General features: G+C 55.9%; 16 protein-coding genes. 5 read left to right on the forward strand and 11 right to left on the reverse strand.

The window, feature by feature from the left end; translation table 11 throughout:
• Window positions 1–50 precede the first annotated feature (50 nt).
• Genes WFP78_RS20540 through WFP78_RS20550 form a run of 3 tightly spaced genes read left to right on the forward strand, consistent with a single transcriptional unit; the run spans window position 51 to window position 3,085 of the window.
• Entirely contained in the window at window positions 51–794 is a 744-nt protein-coding gene (locus WFP78_RS20540) for a WecB/TagA/CpsF family glycosyltransferase (protein ID WP_336966283.1), read from the forward strand.
• Window positions 795–797: 3 nt separating this feature from the next.
• Entirely contained in the window at window positions 798–1,664 is an 867-nt protein-coding gene (locus WFP78_RS20545; protein ID WP_336966284.1) for a glycosyltransferase family 2 protein, read from the forward strand.
• A 44-nt stretch (window positions 1,665–1,708) separates the two neighbouring features.
• Window positions 1,709–3,085, forward strand: coding sequence for a lipopolysaccharide biosynthesis protein (locus tag WFP78_RS20550; protein WP_336966285.1), 1,377 nt, complete (start codon window positions 1,709–1,711; stop codon window positions 3,083–3,085).
• Here WFP78_RS20550 and WFP78_RS20555 read toward each other — a convergent pair.
• The 5 genes from WFP78_RS20555 to WFP78_RS20575 all read right to left on the reverse strand — a co-directional run bounded on the left by WFP78_RS20555 (window position 3,082) and on the right by WFP78_RS20575 (window position 7,144).
• A complete protein-coding gene (locus tag WFP78_RS20555; protein ID WP_336966286.1) occupies window positions 3,082–3,936 on the reverse strand; it encodes a glycosyltransferase family 2 protein in 855 nt (284 codons plus the stop codon). The two genes, WFP78_RS20550 and WFP78_RS20555, sit on opposite strands and share 4 nt — an antisense overlap.
• The gene (locus WFP78_RS20560) at window positions 3,933–5,300 is read right to left on the reverse strand and encodes an O-antigen ligase family protein (RefSeq protein ID WP_336966288.1); all 1,368 of its coding nucleotides are present in this window, start codon (window positions 5,298–5,300) and stop codon (window positions 3,933–3,935) included. The genes WFP78_RS20555 and WFP78_RS20560 overlap by 4 nt, the downstream gene beginning before the upstream one ends.
• Window positions 5,301–5,422: 122 nt before the next feature.
• Window positions 5,423–6,217, reverse strand: a complete 795-nt coding sequence (locus WFP78_RS20565) for a hypothetical protein (RefSeq protein ID WP_336966289.1) — start codon at window positions 6,215–6,217, stop codon at window positions 5,423–5,425.
• Window positions 6,218–6,366: 149 nt separating this feature from the next.
• On the reverse strand, window positions 6,367–6,564 hold the full coding sequence (locus tag WFP78_RS20570; RefSeq protein WP_336966290.1) for a hypothetical protein: 198 nt from the start codon (window positions 6,562–6,564) through the stop codon (window positions 6,367–6,369).
• 268 nt (window positions 6,565–6,832) lie between these two features.
• Window positions 6,833–7,144 carry a 3'-5' exonuclease family protein gene (locus WFP78_RS20575; RefSeq protein ID WP_336966291.1) on the reverse strand — a complete coding sequence of 104 codons (312 nt, stop codon included), beginning with the start codon at window positions 7,142–7,144 and terminating at the stop codon, window positions 6,833–6,835.
• Between WFP78_RS20575 and WFP78_RS20580 the strand changes: the two genes are divergently transcribed.
• Together WFP78_RS20580 and WFP78_RS20585 are read left to right on the forward strand one after the other, a co-directional pair.
• On the forward strand, window positions 7,136–7,408 hold the full coding sequence (locus WFP78_RS20580) for a hypothetical protein (RefSeq protein ID WP_336966292.1): 273 nt from the start codon (window positions 7,136–7,138) through the stop codon (window positions 7,406–7,408). The genes WFP78_RS20575 and WFP78_RS20580 overlap by 9 nt on opposite strands.
• 289 nt (window positions 7,409–7,697) lie before the next feature.
• The gene (locus tag WFP78_RS20585; protein ID WP_336966293.1) at window positions 7,698–8,990 is read left to right on the forward strand and encodes a glycoside hydrolase family 5 protein; all 1,293 of its coding nucleotides are present in this window, start codon (window positions 7,698–7,700) and stop codon (window positions 8,988–8,990) included.
• Here WFP78_RS20585 and WFP78_RS20590 read toward each other — a convergent pair.
• The 6 genes from WFP78_RS20590 to WFP78_RS20615 form a co-directional block, all read right to left on the reverse strand.
• Window positions 8,977–10,116, reverse strand: coding sequence for a glycosyltransferase (locus WFP78_RS20590; protein WP_336966294.1), 1,140 nt, complete (start codon window positions 10,114–10,116; stop codon window positions 8,977–8,979). The two genes, WFP78_RS20585 and WFP78_RS20590, sit on opposite strands and share 14 nt — an antisense overlap.
• A gap of 28 nt (window positions 10,117–10,144) precedes the next feature.
• Window positions 10,145–11,482 carry a BNR repeat-containing protein gene (locus WFP78_RS20595; protein ID WP_336966296.1) on the reverse strand — a complete coding sequence of 446 codons (1,338 nt, stop codon included), beginning with the start codon at window positions 11,480–11,482 and terminating at the stop codon, window positions 10,145–10,147.
• A 26-nt stretch (window positions 11,483–11,508) separates the two neighbouring features.
• A complete protein-coding gene (locus tag WFP78_RS20600) occupies window positions 11,509–12,321 on the reverse strand; it encodes a glycosyltransferase family protein (RefSeq protein WP_336966298.1) in 813 nt (270 codons plus the stop codon).
• A gap of 20 nt (window positions 12,322–12,341) precedes the next feature.
• Window positions 12,342–13,709, reverse strand: coding sequence for a hypothetical protein (locus tag WFP78_RS20605; RefSeq protein ID WP_336966300.1), 1,368 nt, complete (start codon window positions 13,707–13,709; stop codon window positions 12,342–12,344).
• Between the two features lie 122 nt (window positions 13,710–13,831).
• On the reverse strand, window positions 13,832–15,301 hold the full coding sequence (locus WFP78_RS20610) for a flippase (protein ID WP_336966302.1): 1,470 nt from the start codon (window positions 15,299–15,301) through the stop codon (window positions 13,832–13,834).
• Window positions 15,302–15,424: 123 nt separating this feature from the next.
• A complete protein-coding gene (locus tag WFP78_RS20615; protein ID WP_336966304.1) occupies window positions 15,425–16,591 on the reverse strand; it encodes a nucleotide sugar dehydrogenase in 1,167 nt (388 codons plus the stop codon).
• Between the last annotated feature and the right edge of the window lie 473 nt (window positions 16,592–17,064).

Genomic DNA, 17,064 nt, shown 5'->3' on the forward strand with positions numbered 1-17,064 from the left:
TGCTCCGAGAACGCCTTGCCATAAATGCGCCGACATCCAGGGCTGGTCTGTTGCCTGAACGCTTTTATGTGCTTGGGGTGCCAGTTTCCGTCACATCACCTGATCGCTGCCTGGAAGATATCGTTCGTTGGTCTTCGGATAATTTCGGGCGCTTCATCTGCATGCGCGATGTTCATGGCGTGATGCGCGCGCGGCGCGATGCCGAACTCGCCAGAGCCCATGACAATGCCGCAATCGTTGCACCGGATGGGGCGCCCCTGGCCCTGATCGGCAAGTTCCGCGGGTTGCCAGTCAAGCGCACGACAGGCCCGGACCTGATGGACATGGTGATGGACAAGGGGCGGCAAACCGGGCTGCGACATTATCTCTATGGGGGGACGCCGGGCGTCGCCGATCAGTTGAAGACGGTTTTCGAGGCCCGCTATCCCGGATGCCGGATCGTCGGCACGTATTGCCCGCCCTTTCGTCCGCTGACCGAAGACGAAGAAGATATGGTGCTGCAGGACATTGCCGACAGCGATGCCCAGCTTGTCTGGGTGGGGCTTTCCACACCCAAGCAGGAACTGTGGATGCTTCGCACTGCCGCCAGGACGGAGACAACCATGATCGGTGTGGGCGCCGCGTTCGATTTTCACACCGCGCGCATCAAACGCGCGCCTCTATGGATGCGCAACTGCGGCCTTGAATGGGCGCACCGGCTCTGGAGCGAACCGCGGCGACTTTGGCAACGCTACCTTGTTTTGGCACCGCTCTTCGTATTTCTTGTGCTCTTCGGCCGGGATCGTAAAGGCTAACCCATGGCGCAGGCAGATCATGTTCCGAACGGCAAGCGAACATTGGCCGTGGCGCTTGCCTGCCATAATCGCCGTCCGCTGACGTTGCGCTGCCTGCAAGGGCTTCACGCGCAGGCCGCTGATTTCAACCTGCGCATATTCCTGTTCGACGATGGCAGCAGCGATGGCACGGGCGATGCCGTGCGCGCGGCCTTCCCCGACGTGACCATTATCGAGGGTGACGGCCATGCCTTTTGGGGCGGTGGCATGTACCGGGCCATCAGCGCGGCGCTGGACACCGATTTTAACGACCTCCTGTGGTTGAACGACGATGTCGCGCTCTATCCGGACGCGCTCCAGCGGCTGATCGACGCGCAGGCCGGTGCCGACGCGCAATTTGGCCCGGGCTCCAGCCTGATCGTCGGCGCAACTCGGGAGCCGGGCAGCGACAGCATTTCCTATGCCGGCTTTCGTCGCCGCTCGCGCCTGAGCCCGGTCTGGCTGCAGAGGGTGGAGCCGACACCCGGAGCATTGACTCCCTGCGACACGATGCACGGCAATGTCGTTCTGGTTCCGGCCGCGGCAGCGCGAGCGATCGGCCCCAACGACCCCAAGCTGATCCACGAACTGGGCGACCTGGATTATGGCTACAGGGCCGGAAAGGCCGGCTACAAGATCCTGATTGCGCCGCAGGCGGTGGGCGAATGCGCGTCCAACCCGCGCTCCCGCAAGTCCACCCCGCCTGGAACCCTGCGCCAGCGCTGGAAGCAGCTCAATACGCCGCATGGCCTGCCGATCGGGCCGTGGCGGCATTTCATGTGGCGGCACGGCGGCATGCTCGGCATGGCGGAACTGGGGACCATCTATTTCAAGCGCCTGACCGGGTGGTGAGAGGGCATATAGCGGCACGCGGCGCCGCACTCCGGGGAAAACTGTTGAGCCCGGCGGGCATCAGCATTGCCCTCTATGCGCTGGCCATCGGTCTTGCGAGCGGGGCCAATTTCCTTACGGCCCCGCTGCTTCTGGCGCTTCAGGGGCCCGTCGGTCTGGCGCGGTGGGGATTGGTGGAACCCCTCATCCTCGCCCTGATCCCGATTGCCGGCTTCGGGATCAATTTCGGCATCATGCACCTGCTTACCGGCAGCGATGCGCCGCGCCGGATCATCGGGCGCGTATGGCGCTACCAGATCGCCGCGGTGAGCGTGACAGCACTCGTCGGCGCAGCCCTTGCCTGGCACTGGTTCGGCGGCGCGATCGCGTTGCTGGCCGCCGGTATCATCGCCGTCGAAGGCGCGATCACGCTCTTCATTTCCTACTGGCGCGCCTGCAATCAGCCAATCCGGTTTGCCGCCATAGAGGGCGGGCGCGCGGCGCTTGTCGTGCTTCTGCTCGCTATCGCGTTGCTCCTTCCCCGAAACCTCGTCCCTGACGTCCAGGCCTATATGGCACTGCGTCTTGGCGTCGGGGCTTTGGCAATCGCTGCGGGCTTTGCCCTGATCAGGCCGATTGGTGGCGGTGATCGGGTCGCGCTGCGCACCGCGGTGCATTTCGGCCTGCCTATTGTCATCGCGTCCATGCTTGTGGCTCTTGCCACCTCGATCGATCGCTACATCCTCGCGAGCGCCGGGGCGAGCGCGCTGATGATTGGCGCCTACGTCGCGCATGTGAAGCTGATCCAGATATTGGGGTCGGCGCTTGCGCCATTTTTCACCTGGTTTGCTCCCGTGGCGATGCGCAGGCTGCAAGATGGCAAGGCGGCGCATGGCTTTTTCGTCAACAGCGCCTTTCTCTTCTACGCCGTCAACGCGGCACTGACGCTCATGCTCTGGTTTGCCGCGCCGCTGCTGTGGGAGATATTGTTCAAAAAACTGGATTTCGATCCCACCCTGTTCGCGTTGCTGTTGATCGGACAGGCCATATTCTCGCTGGGCAATCCGGTCAGCATCGGCACGTTACGCCCGGGCCGGACCTGGTTGGCACTGATGTCCACCGCCGGGATGCTGATCGTGACATTGGTGGCCTGCTTCCTGTTCGGTCGGGTCTGGGGGGCCCCAGGCATTGCCTTTGGACGATTGCTGGGCATGGTCAGCTACACGCTGTTTCTAGGCGGCGTTACAGTGCATGACCTGAAGATCCGCTTCGGCTGGTGGCGCTTTGTGGTGATTACCGCGCTGATCGGCAGCGTGATGGCCGCAACCAGCCCAATGCTTTCGCCATCACCGCTGAACAGCGCCGCCATGGCGCTTGCCGCGCTTTGCCTGCTGTCAGGGCTTGTGTGGGCGATCCGGCCGCGCGGGGGCACGAACGCCTAACCGGCGGCGCGCCGGGTCGCCCGCTCCCATCGTCCCGCGCCCGAAACACGCGACCAGATGCCGCGCAACTTGCCATAGGCAAAGACAAGCGCAAATATCGCCGCGTCGAATGGATGCCGCACCGCCGCAAAGCCGAACCCTTCATAGCGGCTGCCCACATCCTCATTCCCGACCAGATCGGGACGCAGCGCGACCAGTTGCGCATGCCCGCGCGACCAGCGGGATCGAACCGCCAACAGTTCGTGCAAGCCATCGGGCAAAGCAAATTGATAGGTCGGTCCCGCGATATGCATGCGCTGGGCAGGCGTGAAGCTCAGTCGGGCGAAATAATCGTCGGCGATGATCTCCGGATATGGCCCGCGCTGCGCGAGACCCTGTGCATTGGTGGCATAGCAGCCGATGCCGTGGGGCATTTTCGACAGGAGAGGCAGGCGCATCCACATGCGGCCATAAGCGCGCGTCATCAGCGATGGCGATGGCGCCAGGTTGAGCGTGAAGCTGGCATAGACCGCCCCCGCCATTTCGGGAAGCGCGCGGGCCATGACGTCTATGATCGTCGGTCCCACCAGCACATCGGCATCGCAGTAAAAACGAAAGTCGAACCGCGCCGCGGCATCCCCCATATTAAGGGCCAGCGTCTTGCTGCCCTCCGGGGTTTCGATGACCGCCAGCCGGCGACCCGGCCACGCCTGTCGGGCAAGCGAGCGGGCGATTGTGGCCGTATCGTCGGTGCAGCCATTGGCCACCACGATCACTTCATAGGGAATATCGGTTTCCTGATCCATGAGCGCGCCCAGCGTGCGCGCAATCACGGTCTCTTCGTTGAAGGCGGGAACGATGACGGAAATCATTGCCGGGCGCGCTTGCCAGGCTTGTGGCGATCGATCGCCGTGAACACCGAAGCGCCGCGCGGGGTGGGCGCATGGGAAAGCAGCATGATCAGGAACAATGGCGGCCCCAGATAGGCGCCATAATCCGATTCAGTGATCGCAAAGCATATATTGGCCATCGCAATGGCCGCTGCCATCACGGCATAGCGCCCCATCGCCCGTTCGCGCGCGCCAATCAGCATGAACTTGGAAACGAGAAACAGCGCGAATATGCCGACCGCGAGCCAGCCAAGGTCCATGGCCATCGTCAGATAGCCGCTGTGCAGGCTGGGGGCGACAGCGAAACCGGCTCTGCGCGCCGCATTCAGCACGGTCATGCCGCCGCCCGTCCCATAACCATAGCCCAGGGGCGCATCGAATGAATATGGCAGCGCCGCATCCCACATTTTCGATCGCCCGGTGAAATTCATCTGACGCCCGAGTGCCCCGAAGACGATCACGGCAATGCCATAGCTGGCCACCGCCGTGGCCGCGATGCCGGCCAGTTCGATGACGAAGATGAGAAATGGCGCAAGCATGGAACGCAAGAAAAAATGCACCGCCACAGCCGCAGCAATCGCCAGTGGCAGCGCGATGATCGTGGTCGCGGAATCGGACATCAGGATGCAAAGCACCGCAAGCGCCGCGACCAGATGGGCCAGCCACGGCACGCGCACCACGCTGGCCGGAAGCGTGCCTGAAAAGAGCCCGACACATAACGCAAATGGCGCAAAGGCGTTCTTGTGCTGGAACAGGCCGCGCCACCGCCCCTCATGTAAGCCGCCCATGAGGGCATATTCCGAACCTGCCGCCGCCAGCAGGGCCGATACGAGCAGAATGGCCGACAGGGTGATCCATGTCAGCCAGAGCGTCCGTTCGAACCCGAACAACCGAACGAACAGCGCGGGAAACAACACGCAGAAAAACAGGTCGCCCGCATGATGAATCGTGTCGAGCGGCGCTATCGACCATGCTGTCGACAGGATCGCCAGAACCGCCAACCCGCCCAGGACGGAAAGAAAGGCCGGCAATATCTTCAGCACCACATCCGCGCGCAAAGCCAGATAGAGCAGGAAAATGACCTGCCCGACCTTACCCGTGATGAGTTGGCCATAATAACCGCTATGGGCCATGCCCATCTGCGCGATGACCTGACCGTCCAGCGGCGATACCAGGACATGCATCGCGTAGATGAGGAACGCCACGAAGGCCAGGTGATCGATGATCTGAAAGGCAAGGCGGCGGCCTCTGCGAACCGCTGAACCAATATCACCCTCGGGCAGCACGCTGGAAGCGTTTACCGGCACACCGCTTTGTAAACCGCCATGCCCCTGATAGACGTCCATTGTTCCCCCGCGTTGTCCGCTGGCGAGCGCCACTGCGTCGGTCGGTGCATTTCCTTATCACCGGAACTATAAAGATAGCCTTATCGCTGCCTTTACCAGTGCCTTCTCTGACCGCATGGTCATTATCGCATGCTTACGGGCACCAGCGAAAAGGGCAGCGGCAGCGCTTCGCGCCAGCGTGCCGCACGTTGCTGGTCATCACTGAGATCTGCCGTCATTGCCCTGATCTGCGCCCCGCCAAGATGGGAACGATTACAATAAAAGGGATTGCGCGGCTGGCGGGAAAAATAGCTGAACATTGCCGCGTAGCGCGGCTGATGGCCCGGCGGCTTCCGCCGGTGGAAATAGCGCACGCCATCGACAAGGACGACAGTGCCGGCTGATCCACAGCATGTGGTGACATGCTCCTTTCCGATGGGGCAGCCCAAAGCGCGCACGACATCCGCTTCCTTCATCAAGGGGAAGGCCGTCTGGCCGCTCTGATCATCGCCAAAAAGACCACCGTTCAGTATCTGGAATGGGGCTCCGCCGTCATCGACATCATTCAAATAGACGATCAGCTTGAGCACGCGCCAATCTTCCCGGTCCCTGTGCCAGGTCCGCGCCCCGCCTTCACCCGCGATCGCCGGCGTATAGACAAGCTCGCATCCATCATAAGCCACCGGACATTGGAGATAGGCCTGCGCCAGGGCAAGAAGGCGCGGATCAAGCCCCCAACGATATATGGATGCATAGCGTGTATCCGCCCTGGCCGGGAGGACGATATCCTCGCGGGCATGCGGCGCGTTTTGCTCAGCCTCAAGCATGAGCGAGGTCACGCTGCCCATCATGTCCGCCGTGCCGTCGACAGCCAGCGCATCGACATGAGTGATCGCAAGTGCGTTCGTTTCCAGCGCGGGGGGAATGGAGGCCAGCATTTCCGGCAGACGCTCTGGAAATGCGCCCGACATTTGCTTGAGGTGCCGCGCCCACAGCAGCCGGTCAACCGCCGGAAAAGTCGTGAGGCTATATGCGGCATCCGCTGGAGCGCTCTGAATGCGCCTTACGACCCTGCGTGCTGCATTTATCACTGAAGGCCCTTCAGAATCGCTGCCAAAATACATCGCCTGAAACGATCGTAACAGCTCAGCAACGAGCGCGCGCCTTTAATCAAAGCGGCGAATGCAAGCGCCACGACGATGCCCGCAGCGTGAAGCGACGCGGCGCGCCACCCTGAGATGAAGCCACAGCCGAAATAGACCATATGCTGGCTGAGGGCGATCATGCCCGGAACGCCAGGATATTCCCGTTCCGCGCCGACGCCTATCTGGCGGCGATGGAGCGACACCAGCCTGACATGCTGGCTGCGGTAAAAACATCGATGACCAGCGCAGTGCGCATCGGCAAGCGCGGATCTCCCGCCTCGCAGGCCTTTGCCGCCTGCCCTTCCGGCTCGGTCTACGATGCGATCACGGAGCGGGAGGATCGCGTCGGCTGCGTGTCGGTCTCCTTGGGCCGGTCCGATGTGGGCAGTTGGGACTCCCTGCATGCCATCAGCGTCGAGGATGGCGCCGGCAATGCCATGCGATCCAGTGCAGCCAGACCAAATAGGTCGCGACGGTATCCTCAGCGACATAGCGCTTGATCGCGCCGACATCGCCGGCACGCCAGAGATCGCCGACTTCATCGCCATGCACGGCCGTCTTCACGGGGACCTGTAAAGCCTCGCGCACAGCGGCCAGCGACAATGTGCGTGATGCGCCATAGGATGAAAACTGATCCGCCAGATCGCAGTGGGTGGCGCCATATCTATCTGCCTGCGTCTGTTGGGCCAGTCCGCGAAGGTCGAAAAGACCATGGGCCATGCCCTGCAATCTCAAAACCGCATTGTCGAAGCCACGGGAGTTCCAGCCGATCCCCACGACGCCGGAAGGCAGGCAGGCATTCACCTAGCGATAGAAGGCTTCTTCGCGTCCGCTGCGGCAAATCAAGACGTCCAGGCGGAAATCATGGCGGCCATCCGGTTGCCGGTTCGCCGCCAGAAACGCCGCGGCGACCGGCAGATGCTGGTTAAGTGGTGGAAAGCTTCCATCCGCTGGCGGCTGTTCAACAACAGTTCTATATCGTAAGCGACGCCCCTGTCGGTGGGATGATCATCGCGTGGGCGCTGTTGCCACATGCTCACTGCGCTCTCCATGAAGAAGGACGCGCCGCCCGATGGCGGCACGGATCGCAAGGCTCGGCAGGCTACCTGTGCAGCCCTTTTCCCCTATGCCTCGAGGACCATGAGCACGGCCATGCGACGGCTTTTCCATGGGTGGGGCATGCGGCTGACATTTTGACGCGGCCCTTCTCGCTTGTAACAGGGCTCACTGGCATTTAACGCAATCAAGTTATCGCCAAAATGAGGTATTCGTCGTGGCCCTCGTTATTCATGCTTTTCGACGACATCCCAGCCTGTTGATGGCAGCCTCTCTCATGCTGGCAATTCTGGTTATTGTCGCTGGGTTAGTGCTGACACCGGCATCTACAAGCGCGACATTGCCGCTGTCGACGGTCCAGTTCAGGGCCGAACGTGGCGTGAATGTCTATCCGTTTCTGTGGTTTCCCACACGTTACGACGGCCGTGCCTTCCCGGACCCAGGCTATCCGTCAGTCGAGGCGTATTTTCCAATTAAGGAGTTTGACAGAATTAAATCCCTGGGGTTCGACCATGTGCGTATCCCGCTCAACATCGGTCCGCTTCTCATCGCGAATGATCAACAGCGCGGTCAGCGCGCCGACTATATTTTCCGTCAGGTAGACGCCATCGTCGCCAAGGGTTTGAAGGTCATTGTCGACATCCACACACCCGATCCGCACCGATCAGATTCAACCTATGACGCAGAAGCGATCATAAACCGACCTGCGATGTTCGCAGCCTTCAACGAGGTGCTGGCGCAGGTGGCAGCGCGTGCCGGGCGGCGCCCTGTTGACAAGGTTGCCCTTGAACTGATCAATGAACCACAGGTCAATTGTCGCATCCCGGGGTTGTGGGAGACATATCAGGCGGGATTTCTGAAGATTGCGCGCCAGCATGCACCCCTTACAACCATTGTCCTTACCGGAGCCTGTGGCGGCGGCTTGTTTGGGCTGCTGCAGCTTGATCCGTCTACGTTGAATGACCCAAACACATTATTCTCCTTTCATTATTATCTTCCGTCCGAATTTATCTATCAGTCCCATCCGCCAAAGGCGCTGGGCGCCCTGGCTGACTACCGCCCACGTTACCGCTGGCCCGCGACGAAAAGCGCGCGTGCCGAGACACTTGCTGCCTTTACCGCGCTGACGCGCTCTGCACCGGACACACCGGAAGTGCAGGCCCATATCAGGGAGCAGATGCGCAAGATCCAGGAATATTATGATGCAGGCTATGATGCGGGGCGCATCGCCAAGGATTTTCGTCAGGCATTGGACTGGGCAGACAGGCATGGCGTAACACATGACCGTTTGCTGCTCGGAGAATTCGGCGTGCAACGGGCAGAACCCGGCGTTCTTCCCGAATATGATGCCGACAAGCTGAACTGGTTGAAGACGGTGCGCGCGCAGGCCGAGCGGGATGGTATTGCCTGGGCCTACTGGTGCTACAGGGATTATTTCGGCCTGTTCGACATAAAGACAGGCATGCTCGACCCAGACATGGTCGCAGCGCTGGGCGTTACGAAGAAGTAGCTTCCTGCGCTCCTCGGGGCTCCAGGGCCGCGATAAGGGCCGCGTCGCAGGCGTCCTGGGTGAACACGGACAGGAACCTCTCTTCCCCCGCGCACGCATCATGTGCCAGCGACGCAGGCGCATCGGCATAAGCGGCAATGGTGTCGCACAATGCCTGCGGGTCATTCGGCGCGATCAGCCGTCCCGTCACGCCATCCTCCACGATTTCGGTCAATCCGCCATGATTGGTCGCGATGATGGCATTGCGATAGGCCATGCCTTCAATTGCGACCCGCCCGAATGGCTCCGGCAGCGTGGAGGGAACGATCACCAGGTCCGACGCGATATATTCCTTACCAGGATCGTCGATGAAATCGCTCATCTCGATCATTCCGGTCAGACGATTATCGGCAATTTCCTTGATAAGCGCCTCGCGAAAATGTGTCTGGTCCTTGTACACGCCGCCGACGATCCGCACGCGCACCCGATCGCGCAAATGTTCGGGCAAGAGTGCGCAAGCCCGCGCAAGCACTTCCTGCCCTTTCCAGGCGTTGAGGCGTCCGATGCAGAGCAGGCGCAGCGGCCGCTGCCCGTCATAGACGTCCTTGACGAAAGGCGCTGGCGGCTCGAACCCGTTATAGACGACCGACTGGTGCTGTTTACCCGCCGGAAGATCGAAGGCTACCTTGGTGGCCTGAGAATTGAAGATCACGGTCGCTCGCGCCGCGATCAGCAACGCGCGAATGACTTTCATGGCAGCGCCAACCGGGATTTCCCGAACATGCACGACAAGGCGGCGGCGGGTCAGGATGGAGGCCAGAAGGAAATCGACGATGACAGCTGTGTTGACATAAACGAGATCATGACCGCGCAGATCCCGCATCGCCCGCCAGACAGCAAAAAGGTTTCGCGGCAACCCCAAGGTGATCGCGCGAAGAAAATCCGCCTTGCGCAGCACCCAGAGATGCCGAACCTCCGGCTTGGCGAGGCCAGCATCCTGTATCAGTGAAAATATTTCGCCCTGACCGGGAAGCAGGATGCTCGTCTGATTTTCCTCTAAGCGTTCAATCGCGGCCACTGCGGCAACAAAGCTTTTATCGGAACCGTATTTTTCAGTGCCCTGGTGAACGCAAAGAATTTTCTTCATCGGCATGCCCCGGATATGAGGGATAAAATTAGCAGGGATTGTCACCAACCGGCATCACATAAAGCCTGGACGGCAAAGCCATACTATCAGATTTTACGTCTCTATTCGCGGGCAGAGTGCGCCAAGATAACATGTAACGTGGGGATACCCCATTTGATTGATCTACCGCGACCCTAGGTAATAAGCCATCTTTAGGGTATCCATCATTGTCCTGCTTATTCAAAGTGTCCCTTTGTAATGGACCGCAGGTATCGAATCGGTATGTATCATTATTAATAACGCATGTTTTCCCAGAACTATTAACGATGATGTCTTGCAGGAGTAATCCATCTTTACCCTGTTTTGGAGGATAAATAACCAATTCTGGTTCTATGGACCCTCCGCCGGAAGGGGACCATTTTAGCTTAAGGTCAGATGCTCTGTAATTCACCCATTTATTTTGTGATTTTCTGGACAAAAATACCTGGATGAAACCATTTTCATCCTGGCGGGCAAAGGTAACTAACGGATTGTTATTGCGATCTATTCCCAATTTTACGTTGATATTGGTCAATCCAAGTCCCACCGGTACTTCTTCCACTAATTCTCCATCACCTTCCTTGATAGGGAAGTTAAGTTTTTTTCCGTATGCGAACCAATGTTTTAGATCTCTTGATTGCGCGTAATATATATCATGCGTTGATTCGACAAATCTTGTTTTTCTCCATGTCCATATTGCATGATATGCTCCATCTCCCGCATAAACTGGGCCATATATATAGGGGCTTCCATTTTTTGTGCCGGAGAGAAAATAATTTTCGGTAATATTTTTCCAGATATTACGACGATTATCGAACTCTGCTATTACTTCGCTTCCCGCACCGCTCTTTCCGTCGCGAAACATAAAGAACAGATGCCCATCTTCACGGCGAAGAAATTCTGGATAGGTTACAGATGAAGTTATATTCCCATTAAGAATATCATATCGTTTAAAAGATTTGAGATCGAATTTTGGAGAAGATCTATAATATGCCATTTTACTGGCATGCATATTGGCAGCAAGATGGATTTGCCCCAAAGGATCAATCCCCAACGCGATTCCATTATGGCTATCGCTGCCTACCCATTGATCCAGTTTCACATACTGAAAAGCCGCCTCATCAATGGTTCTGAGGGCAACCGTTAACTGCCGATGTTCGTCATAGAACGCAACTACCTGAGTCCGCCCGACAGTTCTGATGGAAAAGGGTACAGGGATGTCCGACCAAGCCAGACTTACAAAAACCTTCTTCTTGCAGACTAGTTCTTGCCCTCGGAGAGGCATGGCTAAAAATCCCGAAAATAATATCGCCGGAATAGCAAAAAGATATCTAGTAAATCTGTTCATATGATCAAATTCAACATGAATGTGTTTCAGGTCGCAATAAATCTGATATCTTTATAGATAATTGCATATTTAATCGAACAGTAAGTCTGATATAGAAGTGCCAAAAAATACCTTATTGGCGATCCACCAAATACAATAAGAGATGATTTTCGTAATAATCGAAAACGTTTCAAAAATTCATCTTTCGATATAGGTGACCAAAGGGCAGAGTCATGTACAAGGGTCGCGTCGGTTATGTATGCAAAACTATCGACCTTGGCATAATCAAGCATGAACTTGGTATCGATTCCATAAAAGTTCAGCCTTTGATCGAATGGTAGTGATTTTTGCGCAAAATAAGCCGAACGGATGGTCATTCCGCTGGTGATACATGCCAGATTTTTTGACGTGATGCGGCCTCGACGTTCTTCTTTCCAATGCTTCCCCTTGAACAAGATCAGCGATCCCGGGCTTACTATACGAGACCCGCAACGAACGATCGGCAGGAAAAGATTGACGTCTGCATTATTACGCATGTCAGTGCTCAACGAGCGAATGAATGAGCTCGGCAAGGCGGTGTCTTGATCGAGCAGCATCAGGCCGTCGAAGTGGGCGGCCTCTTCTGAAATAAGATTATATATTTCGGAAAGAGAGCGATTGTCTGGCGCCAAGACGAAATTGATATCCGCACCTCGCTCCCGAAATTCAGCCAGAAGCGAATCGTCTTGATGGATGGTTGGACTATTGTCCCAGATCGTAACTTTATGACCGGCAAGATCACCCGCCTTTAGCAGGCTGGCAAGCGTTTCCGAATCCCGCCATGGGCGCCCATATACAACGACCAGGATCAACAGTTTCATATCATGCCTCATCCAAAATCTTACCTGTCCAATGTGCGCTTCGAGAGGCGCAACATGTCGCGGCCGGTCAAGCCCCCGGCGCTGCGAGTTGCGTTGGGAGCGCCGGAAGGCTGCAAAGCCGAAAAGGTGAGAAGCAGCACCACATACTCCGAGAAGCCGCCGATCACGTAGTGGAACCCAAAGACGTACCAGAAAGTGATCAGGGAAAGCAGTGACGCGAATGCGACCACATATTCAGTTTGGCCCTGCCGTAATTCGTTAAATCGGTTATTGATATTGCTCTGAATTTTAATGAAAATCCAAATGAACAAAGGGGTCGCAACGCCAAAGGTTCCCAAGGCGGACAGGTAAAGCGAGTCCTTATATGTAGGCCCGTTATTCTCGACAGGACCAAAGCCCCAACCTTCGGGCCTGAACGATGACACAGCCGAAACATGCTGAATGGGGCGACCGGCCAGCGAAGGCTCGAATGAACCAATATGCGTTGCGATATAAAAAATCGAAACGGCAACCACCCCCGCCAGTGCCAGAGCGTAAACCATAGGCTGTCGAAAGCGGAGAACCTGATAAGCAAAGCCAATGATGAACGCGATAGCGAGGATAAGGAGTCCGACACGCGTCCTCGATACGTAAACGGCAACTAAACAAAGAAAGAATGCAATAGCGGCTGGAATCTTGAATGCTGCAGGGCGAAAGTACAGTAGTCCAACAAACGCATATACCGCTGCGAACCCGGAAAACATGCTGTAGTCGACGGACGAAATGAAGAAACCGGATGCCCTGAGATTCCCGTCCCGTACAAGCGACCACGCGACATCGACGGCGCGAAGATTGCCGTCAGTTTTCTTGTCAAAAATGAACTGGTAAAACCAGATGTCCTTAATATTTCCGTCGAAAGTAAATGTCGCATAAATCGAATAGAGAGCCATAAGTGAAGTGAGGCCAAGAAATAGCCAATAGAGAGAAACCGGCGAGATGTCTCGATATGACCGAGAAACATACAGCCCCCACGGAACAAGAAAAGGCAAGAAATACGAGCGCCAGGAATAAAATATTTCCATTATCGACCCTCTAGATGAACCAGATGCTATTCCGAGCCCTGTAAGTAAAACTATTACCACGGTAACAAATATCATATCGTTAGGGATTCTCACCACATCCCTACCGCTTCGTGATAAAATCATGATAATGCAAATAATTACTACGATTTCTCTCCACGATTTGGCGATAAAAATTAGAATGTCCGGTGCAGAAGCGGACGCAGGAATGAGAATTATATCGTTACAGACCGTCATCACCATCGATCCGTATATCAACGGACGCCGTTCGCCGACTAAAGCAGCGATCGCTGCCGCGAAATACAGCGCGGTGATGAAAACCAGTATCATTTCGATCCTATCAAATCATACGAGCTAAATTAACACGCATCGGTGTTTGCCAAACAGAACAGAACCTCAGCCTCGTCGGCTTGCACCAGCAGAACTGCACCGCTGGTCACCAATAAGAGCAATCATGTCAGAATCTCGCGCTTTGCGGATATGGCGGGCCATAAGGCAAGCCGGCGAGCGGCGGCAACCCCCACGGCGCAGACAAGGCACCCGGCAAGTCCGCCCAACGCCATCCGCCATATCGGGTTCTCCAGCATGGAACCGGCAACGGCCATGGCGAAGAATATTATCGCGGCGATGTCCACAAATGGCCGCCTCAGGTCCGCACTCACCTTATGGGACAGGAAATTGCGCAGCAGCAGCATGTCGAGGCACGCCCTGATCGCCCAGGCATAAGCCACTCCGAGCAGACCATACCAATGGATCAGCGCATACAGGACGATGAGATAGACCGGTAGTTCGATGAGATGCACCGTAGCTGTCGAGCGCACATGTCCAGCAGCCTGGAGTGTGTTGAAGGATGCTCGGCTGATGAAGTTAAACACCAGTCCACCCGACAGGATGATAAGGATTTGCCAGCTCTTGTCGGCAAATGCTTGCCCCACCCACAGGGCAAGAATCTGCTCGCCGAACATGATCACTCCGGCACTTACCAGCGCCATAAAGACTCCCAAGATCAGTTCGCATACAAGGTGCGTCTTTTTCTGGAAGCTTTCATTCGTGGCATGTTCCCGGGCACTTTTAGGGAAAATGACCGAAAATATCGCTTCAGGCACGATCGATATGCGTGAGATGATGTCATATGGCGTCGAATAATAAGCCACGGAAGCGGGGCCGGAAATCGATGAAACAATAAATCTGTCAAAATAGACCATCAGTGGCGATACTGTATTGGACACGGTCATCCACCCCGCCATCCGCAACGCGCCAGTCGGGGAAACCCACCTTTCGCCGGCAAAATAACCATGATTCCGGAAATGCCTGTACAAAACGGCCACGGGGATGATCAGGATCGCGAAGCGAATGATGCTGATCGCAAATACCGCAAAAGAAAGAGACGGAACATAGGCTGCCGCGACCGCCGGTCCGGCAAAAGCCCACCCCCCCACGATGGCCCGGAGGCTGGCGGCAAGCTTGAAATAACCAAAGGCTTCCAGAAGCCCGCGAGCTGCGCTGAAGAAGATCACCGCCGGCACCCCAAGCGCAAGCCACCGGATCGCTGCAGTGACGTCTGCGATATCTTTGTCCGCCACGTTGAGGAGACGATAGACATTCGTGAATGAGATCAGGATCACGCTGACCGCCCCGATCAGCGCCAAGCCACTCATCAGGGACAAGATGGACCTTACGGTGCCATAAATCTGAAAATCATGGCCTTTTGCCAGACAAACGGACACTTCGCGGGTCAACACTCGCCCCAGACCAAGATCAAAAATGCTGAAATAGCCGATCAAGACCCAGATAAGGCTGAGATAGCCGAATTTCTCGATGCCCAGAGTCGAAATGAGATGAGGGACTGTAACAACAGCCAGAATAAGCGGCAAAAAAGCAGTCAATACATAGAATAAAATCGCGTCGAAGCTTTTCCGCATTCCCGTTCTCGCGCTAGATGGCATACGCAATCGAAATATATTTCATCCAAGGCAATGACACAATAATAGTCCCAATACAATTAATGTCCGGGCACCTACCAAAATATCATGTTAATTTATAAGCTAATCTGTTCCAAAAAGATCCCTTGTAAATACTTTTTCGACAACATCGCTCAAATCCGCCGTCATGCGATTGGCAATGATAATATCAGCGTCGGCTTTGAACATATGCAGATCGCGCAAAACGCGGGATCGGAAGAACTCATCGCCTTCAAACGCAGGCTCATAGATGATTACTTCTATGCCCTTTGACTTGATCCGTTTCATGATCCCCTGAATAGAACTCTGACGGAAATTGTCTGAACCCGCTTTCATGACCAGACGATAGATACCGACAACACGTGGAGACCGCTCCACGATACGTTGTGCAATGAAATCCTTGCGCGTCGTATTAGCTTCGACAATTGCTCGGATGAGATTTTGCGGAACCTCAGAATAATTGGCAAGAAGCTGCTTGGTATCTTTCGGCAGGCAGTAGCCACCATAACCGAATGACGGGTTATTATAATGGTTTCCGATCCGGGGGTCGAGACCGACGCCTGCAATAATCTGTCTGGCATCCATATCATGGATCAGGGCGTAGCTGTCCAGTTCATTGAAATAGGCGACCCGCATGGCCAGGTAGGTGTTGGAGAAAAGCTTGATCGCCTCAGCCTCCGCAGGGTCGGTGAGCAGGACAGGCACATCCTTGGCGATGGCGCCCTCAAGCAACAAATCGGCGAACTGTTGAGCGCGCGCCGAACGCTCGCCCACCACGATGCGGCTGGGATAGAGGTTATCGTAGAGAGCACGACCTTCACGCAGGAATTCTGGGCTGAAGATAACACCATCATGCCCCGTCCGCGCCCGCAGATTTGAGACATAACCGACCGGGATCGTGGATTTAATAACGATAGTAGCCGAAGGATTTACTCTCACGACATCCGAAATCACCGCTTCTACCGATGATGTATCAAAGGAGTTTGTCATTTCATCATAGTTAGTCGGCGTTGCGACAATGACAAAATCCGCATCGCGGTAAGCGACTTCGCTGTCCACCGTGGCGGTAAGATTTAATGGCTTCTGCGCAAGATATAGCTCGATTTCCGAATCTTCGATCGGGCTGCAGCGAGCATTTACCTTCGCGACCCGTTCAACTGAAACATCAATCGCAACCACTTCATGATTTTGGGCCAGAAGCACCGCATTTGACAGTCCTACATAGCCGAGACCAGCAACCGCGATTTTCATCTTAATCCCTATTTTGATGCGAAAGCGGGCACGCCAATGGACATGCCTGCCTGTGCAGATTTATCAAAGACGAGCTATGCTGAATTTATTACGTTGGAATTGCCAGCGTAGACGTTTTTCGTCGCCATTATGTCGCCCATCGAGGCAGAGAGAGTCAATGTGTGACGGCACGGTTGTGATGTCACGTCGCAAATAATCTTCAAAATTTGGCGATGTAGGTCTGCTGATCGAGTAGATTTCTACTGATTTTGGTTTTGACGTGCTCCCCAGAAACTCCTCCAGTCTGATCTAGGTGTGTAGTCCCGGAGTGTAATGGTGCATCATTGATCCTGACACGTCAGGAGGAGGATGCCCTATGGCGAATGTTCTTGGGACTGTCAGGAATTTCGTGTGCGACGAGGCGGTTGACCATCAGGCCGTCATGGCCCTGATGAAACGTTCGCCGAAGAGCACGGCAAATTGCGCCTTCGCCA

The organism is Sphingobium aquiterrae, assembly GCF_037154135.1.
In the GTDB taxonomy this organism is placed as follows: domain Bacteria; phylum Pseudomonadota; class Alphaproteobacteria; order Sphingomonadales; family Sphingomonadaceae; genus Sphingobium; species Sphingobium aquiterrae.

Bases quoted from the DNA above. Each gene is read 5' to 3' on its own strand.
- WFP78_RS20570 (WP_336966290.1), bottom strand. From the start codon at position 6,564: ATGATCGCCCTCAGCCAGCATATGGTCTATTTCGGCTGTGGCTTCATC.
- WFP78_RS20590 (WP_336966294.1), bottom strand. From the start codon at position 10,116: ATGAAGAAAATTCTTTGCGTTCACCAGGGCACTGAAAAATACGGTTCC.
- WFP78_RS20580 (WP_336966292.1), top strand. From the start codon at position 7,136: ATGGGCCATGCCCTGCAATCTCAAAACCGCATTGTCGAAGCCACGGGA.
- WFP78_RS20560 (WP_336966288.1), bottom strand. From the start codon at position 5,300: ATGGACGTCTATCAGGGGCATGGCGGTTTACAAAGCGGTGTGCCGGTA.
- WFP78_RS20555 (WP_336966286.1), bottom strand. From the start codon at position 3,936: ATGATTTCCGTCATCGTTCCCGCCTTCAACGAAGAGACCGTGATTGCG.
- WFP78_RS20565 (WP_336966289.1), bottom strand. From the start codon at position 6,217: ATGCTGGCCTCCATTCCCCCCGCGCTGGAAACGAACGCACTTGCGATC.
- WFP78_RS20600 (WP_336966298.1), bottom strand. From the start codon at position 12,321: ATGAAACTGTTGATCCTGGTCGTTGTATATGGGCGCCCATGGCGGGAT.
- WFP78_RS20575 (WP_336966291.1), bottom strand. From the start codon at position 7,144: ATGGCCCATGGTCTTTTCGACCTTCGCGGACTGGCCCAACAGACGCAG.
- WFP78_RS20545 (WP_336966284.1), top strand. From the start codon at position 798: ATGGCGCAGGCAGATCATGTTCCGAACGGCAAGCGAACATTGGCCGTG.
- WFP78_RS20615 (WP_336966304.1), bottom strand. From the start codon at position 16,591: ATGAAAATCGCGGTTGCTGGTCTCGGCTATGTAGGACTGTCAAATGCG.
- WFP78_RS20605 (WP_336966300.1), bottom strand. From the start codon at position 13,709: ATGATACTGGTTTTCATCACCGCGCTGTATTTCGCGGCAGCGATCGCT.
- WFP78_RS20610 (WP_336966302.1), bottom strand. From the start codon at position 15,301: ATGCGGAAAAGCTTCGACGCGATTTTATTCTATGTATTGACTGCTTTT.
- WFP78_RS20595 (WP_336966296.1), bottom strand. From the start codon at position 11,482: ATGAACAGATTTACTAGATATCTTTTTGCTATTCCGGCGATATTATTT.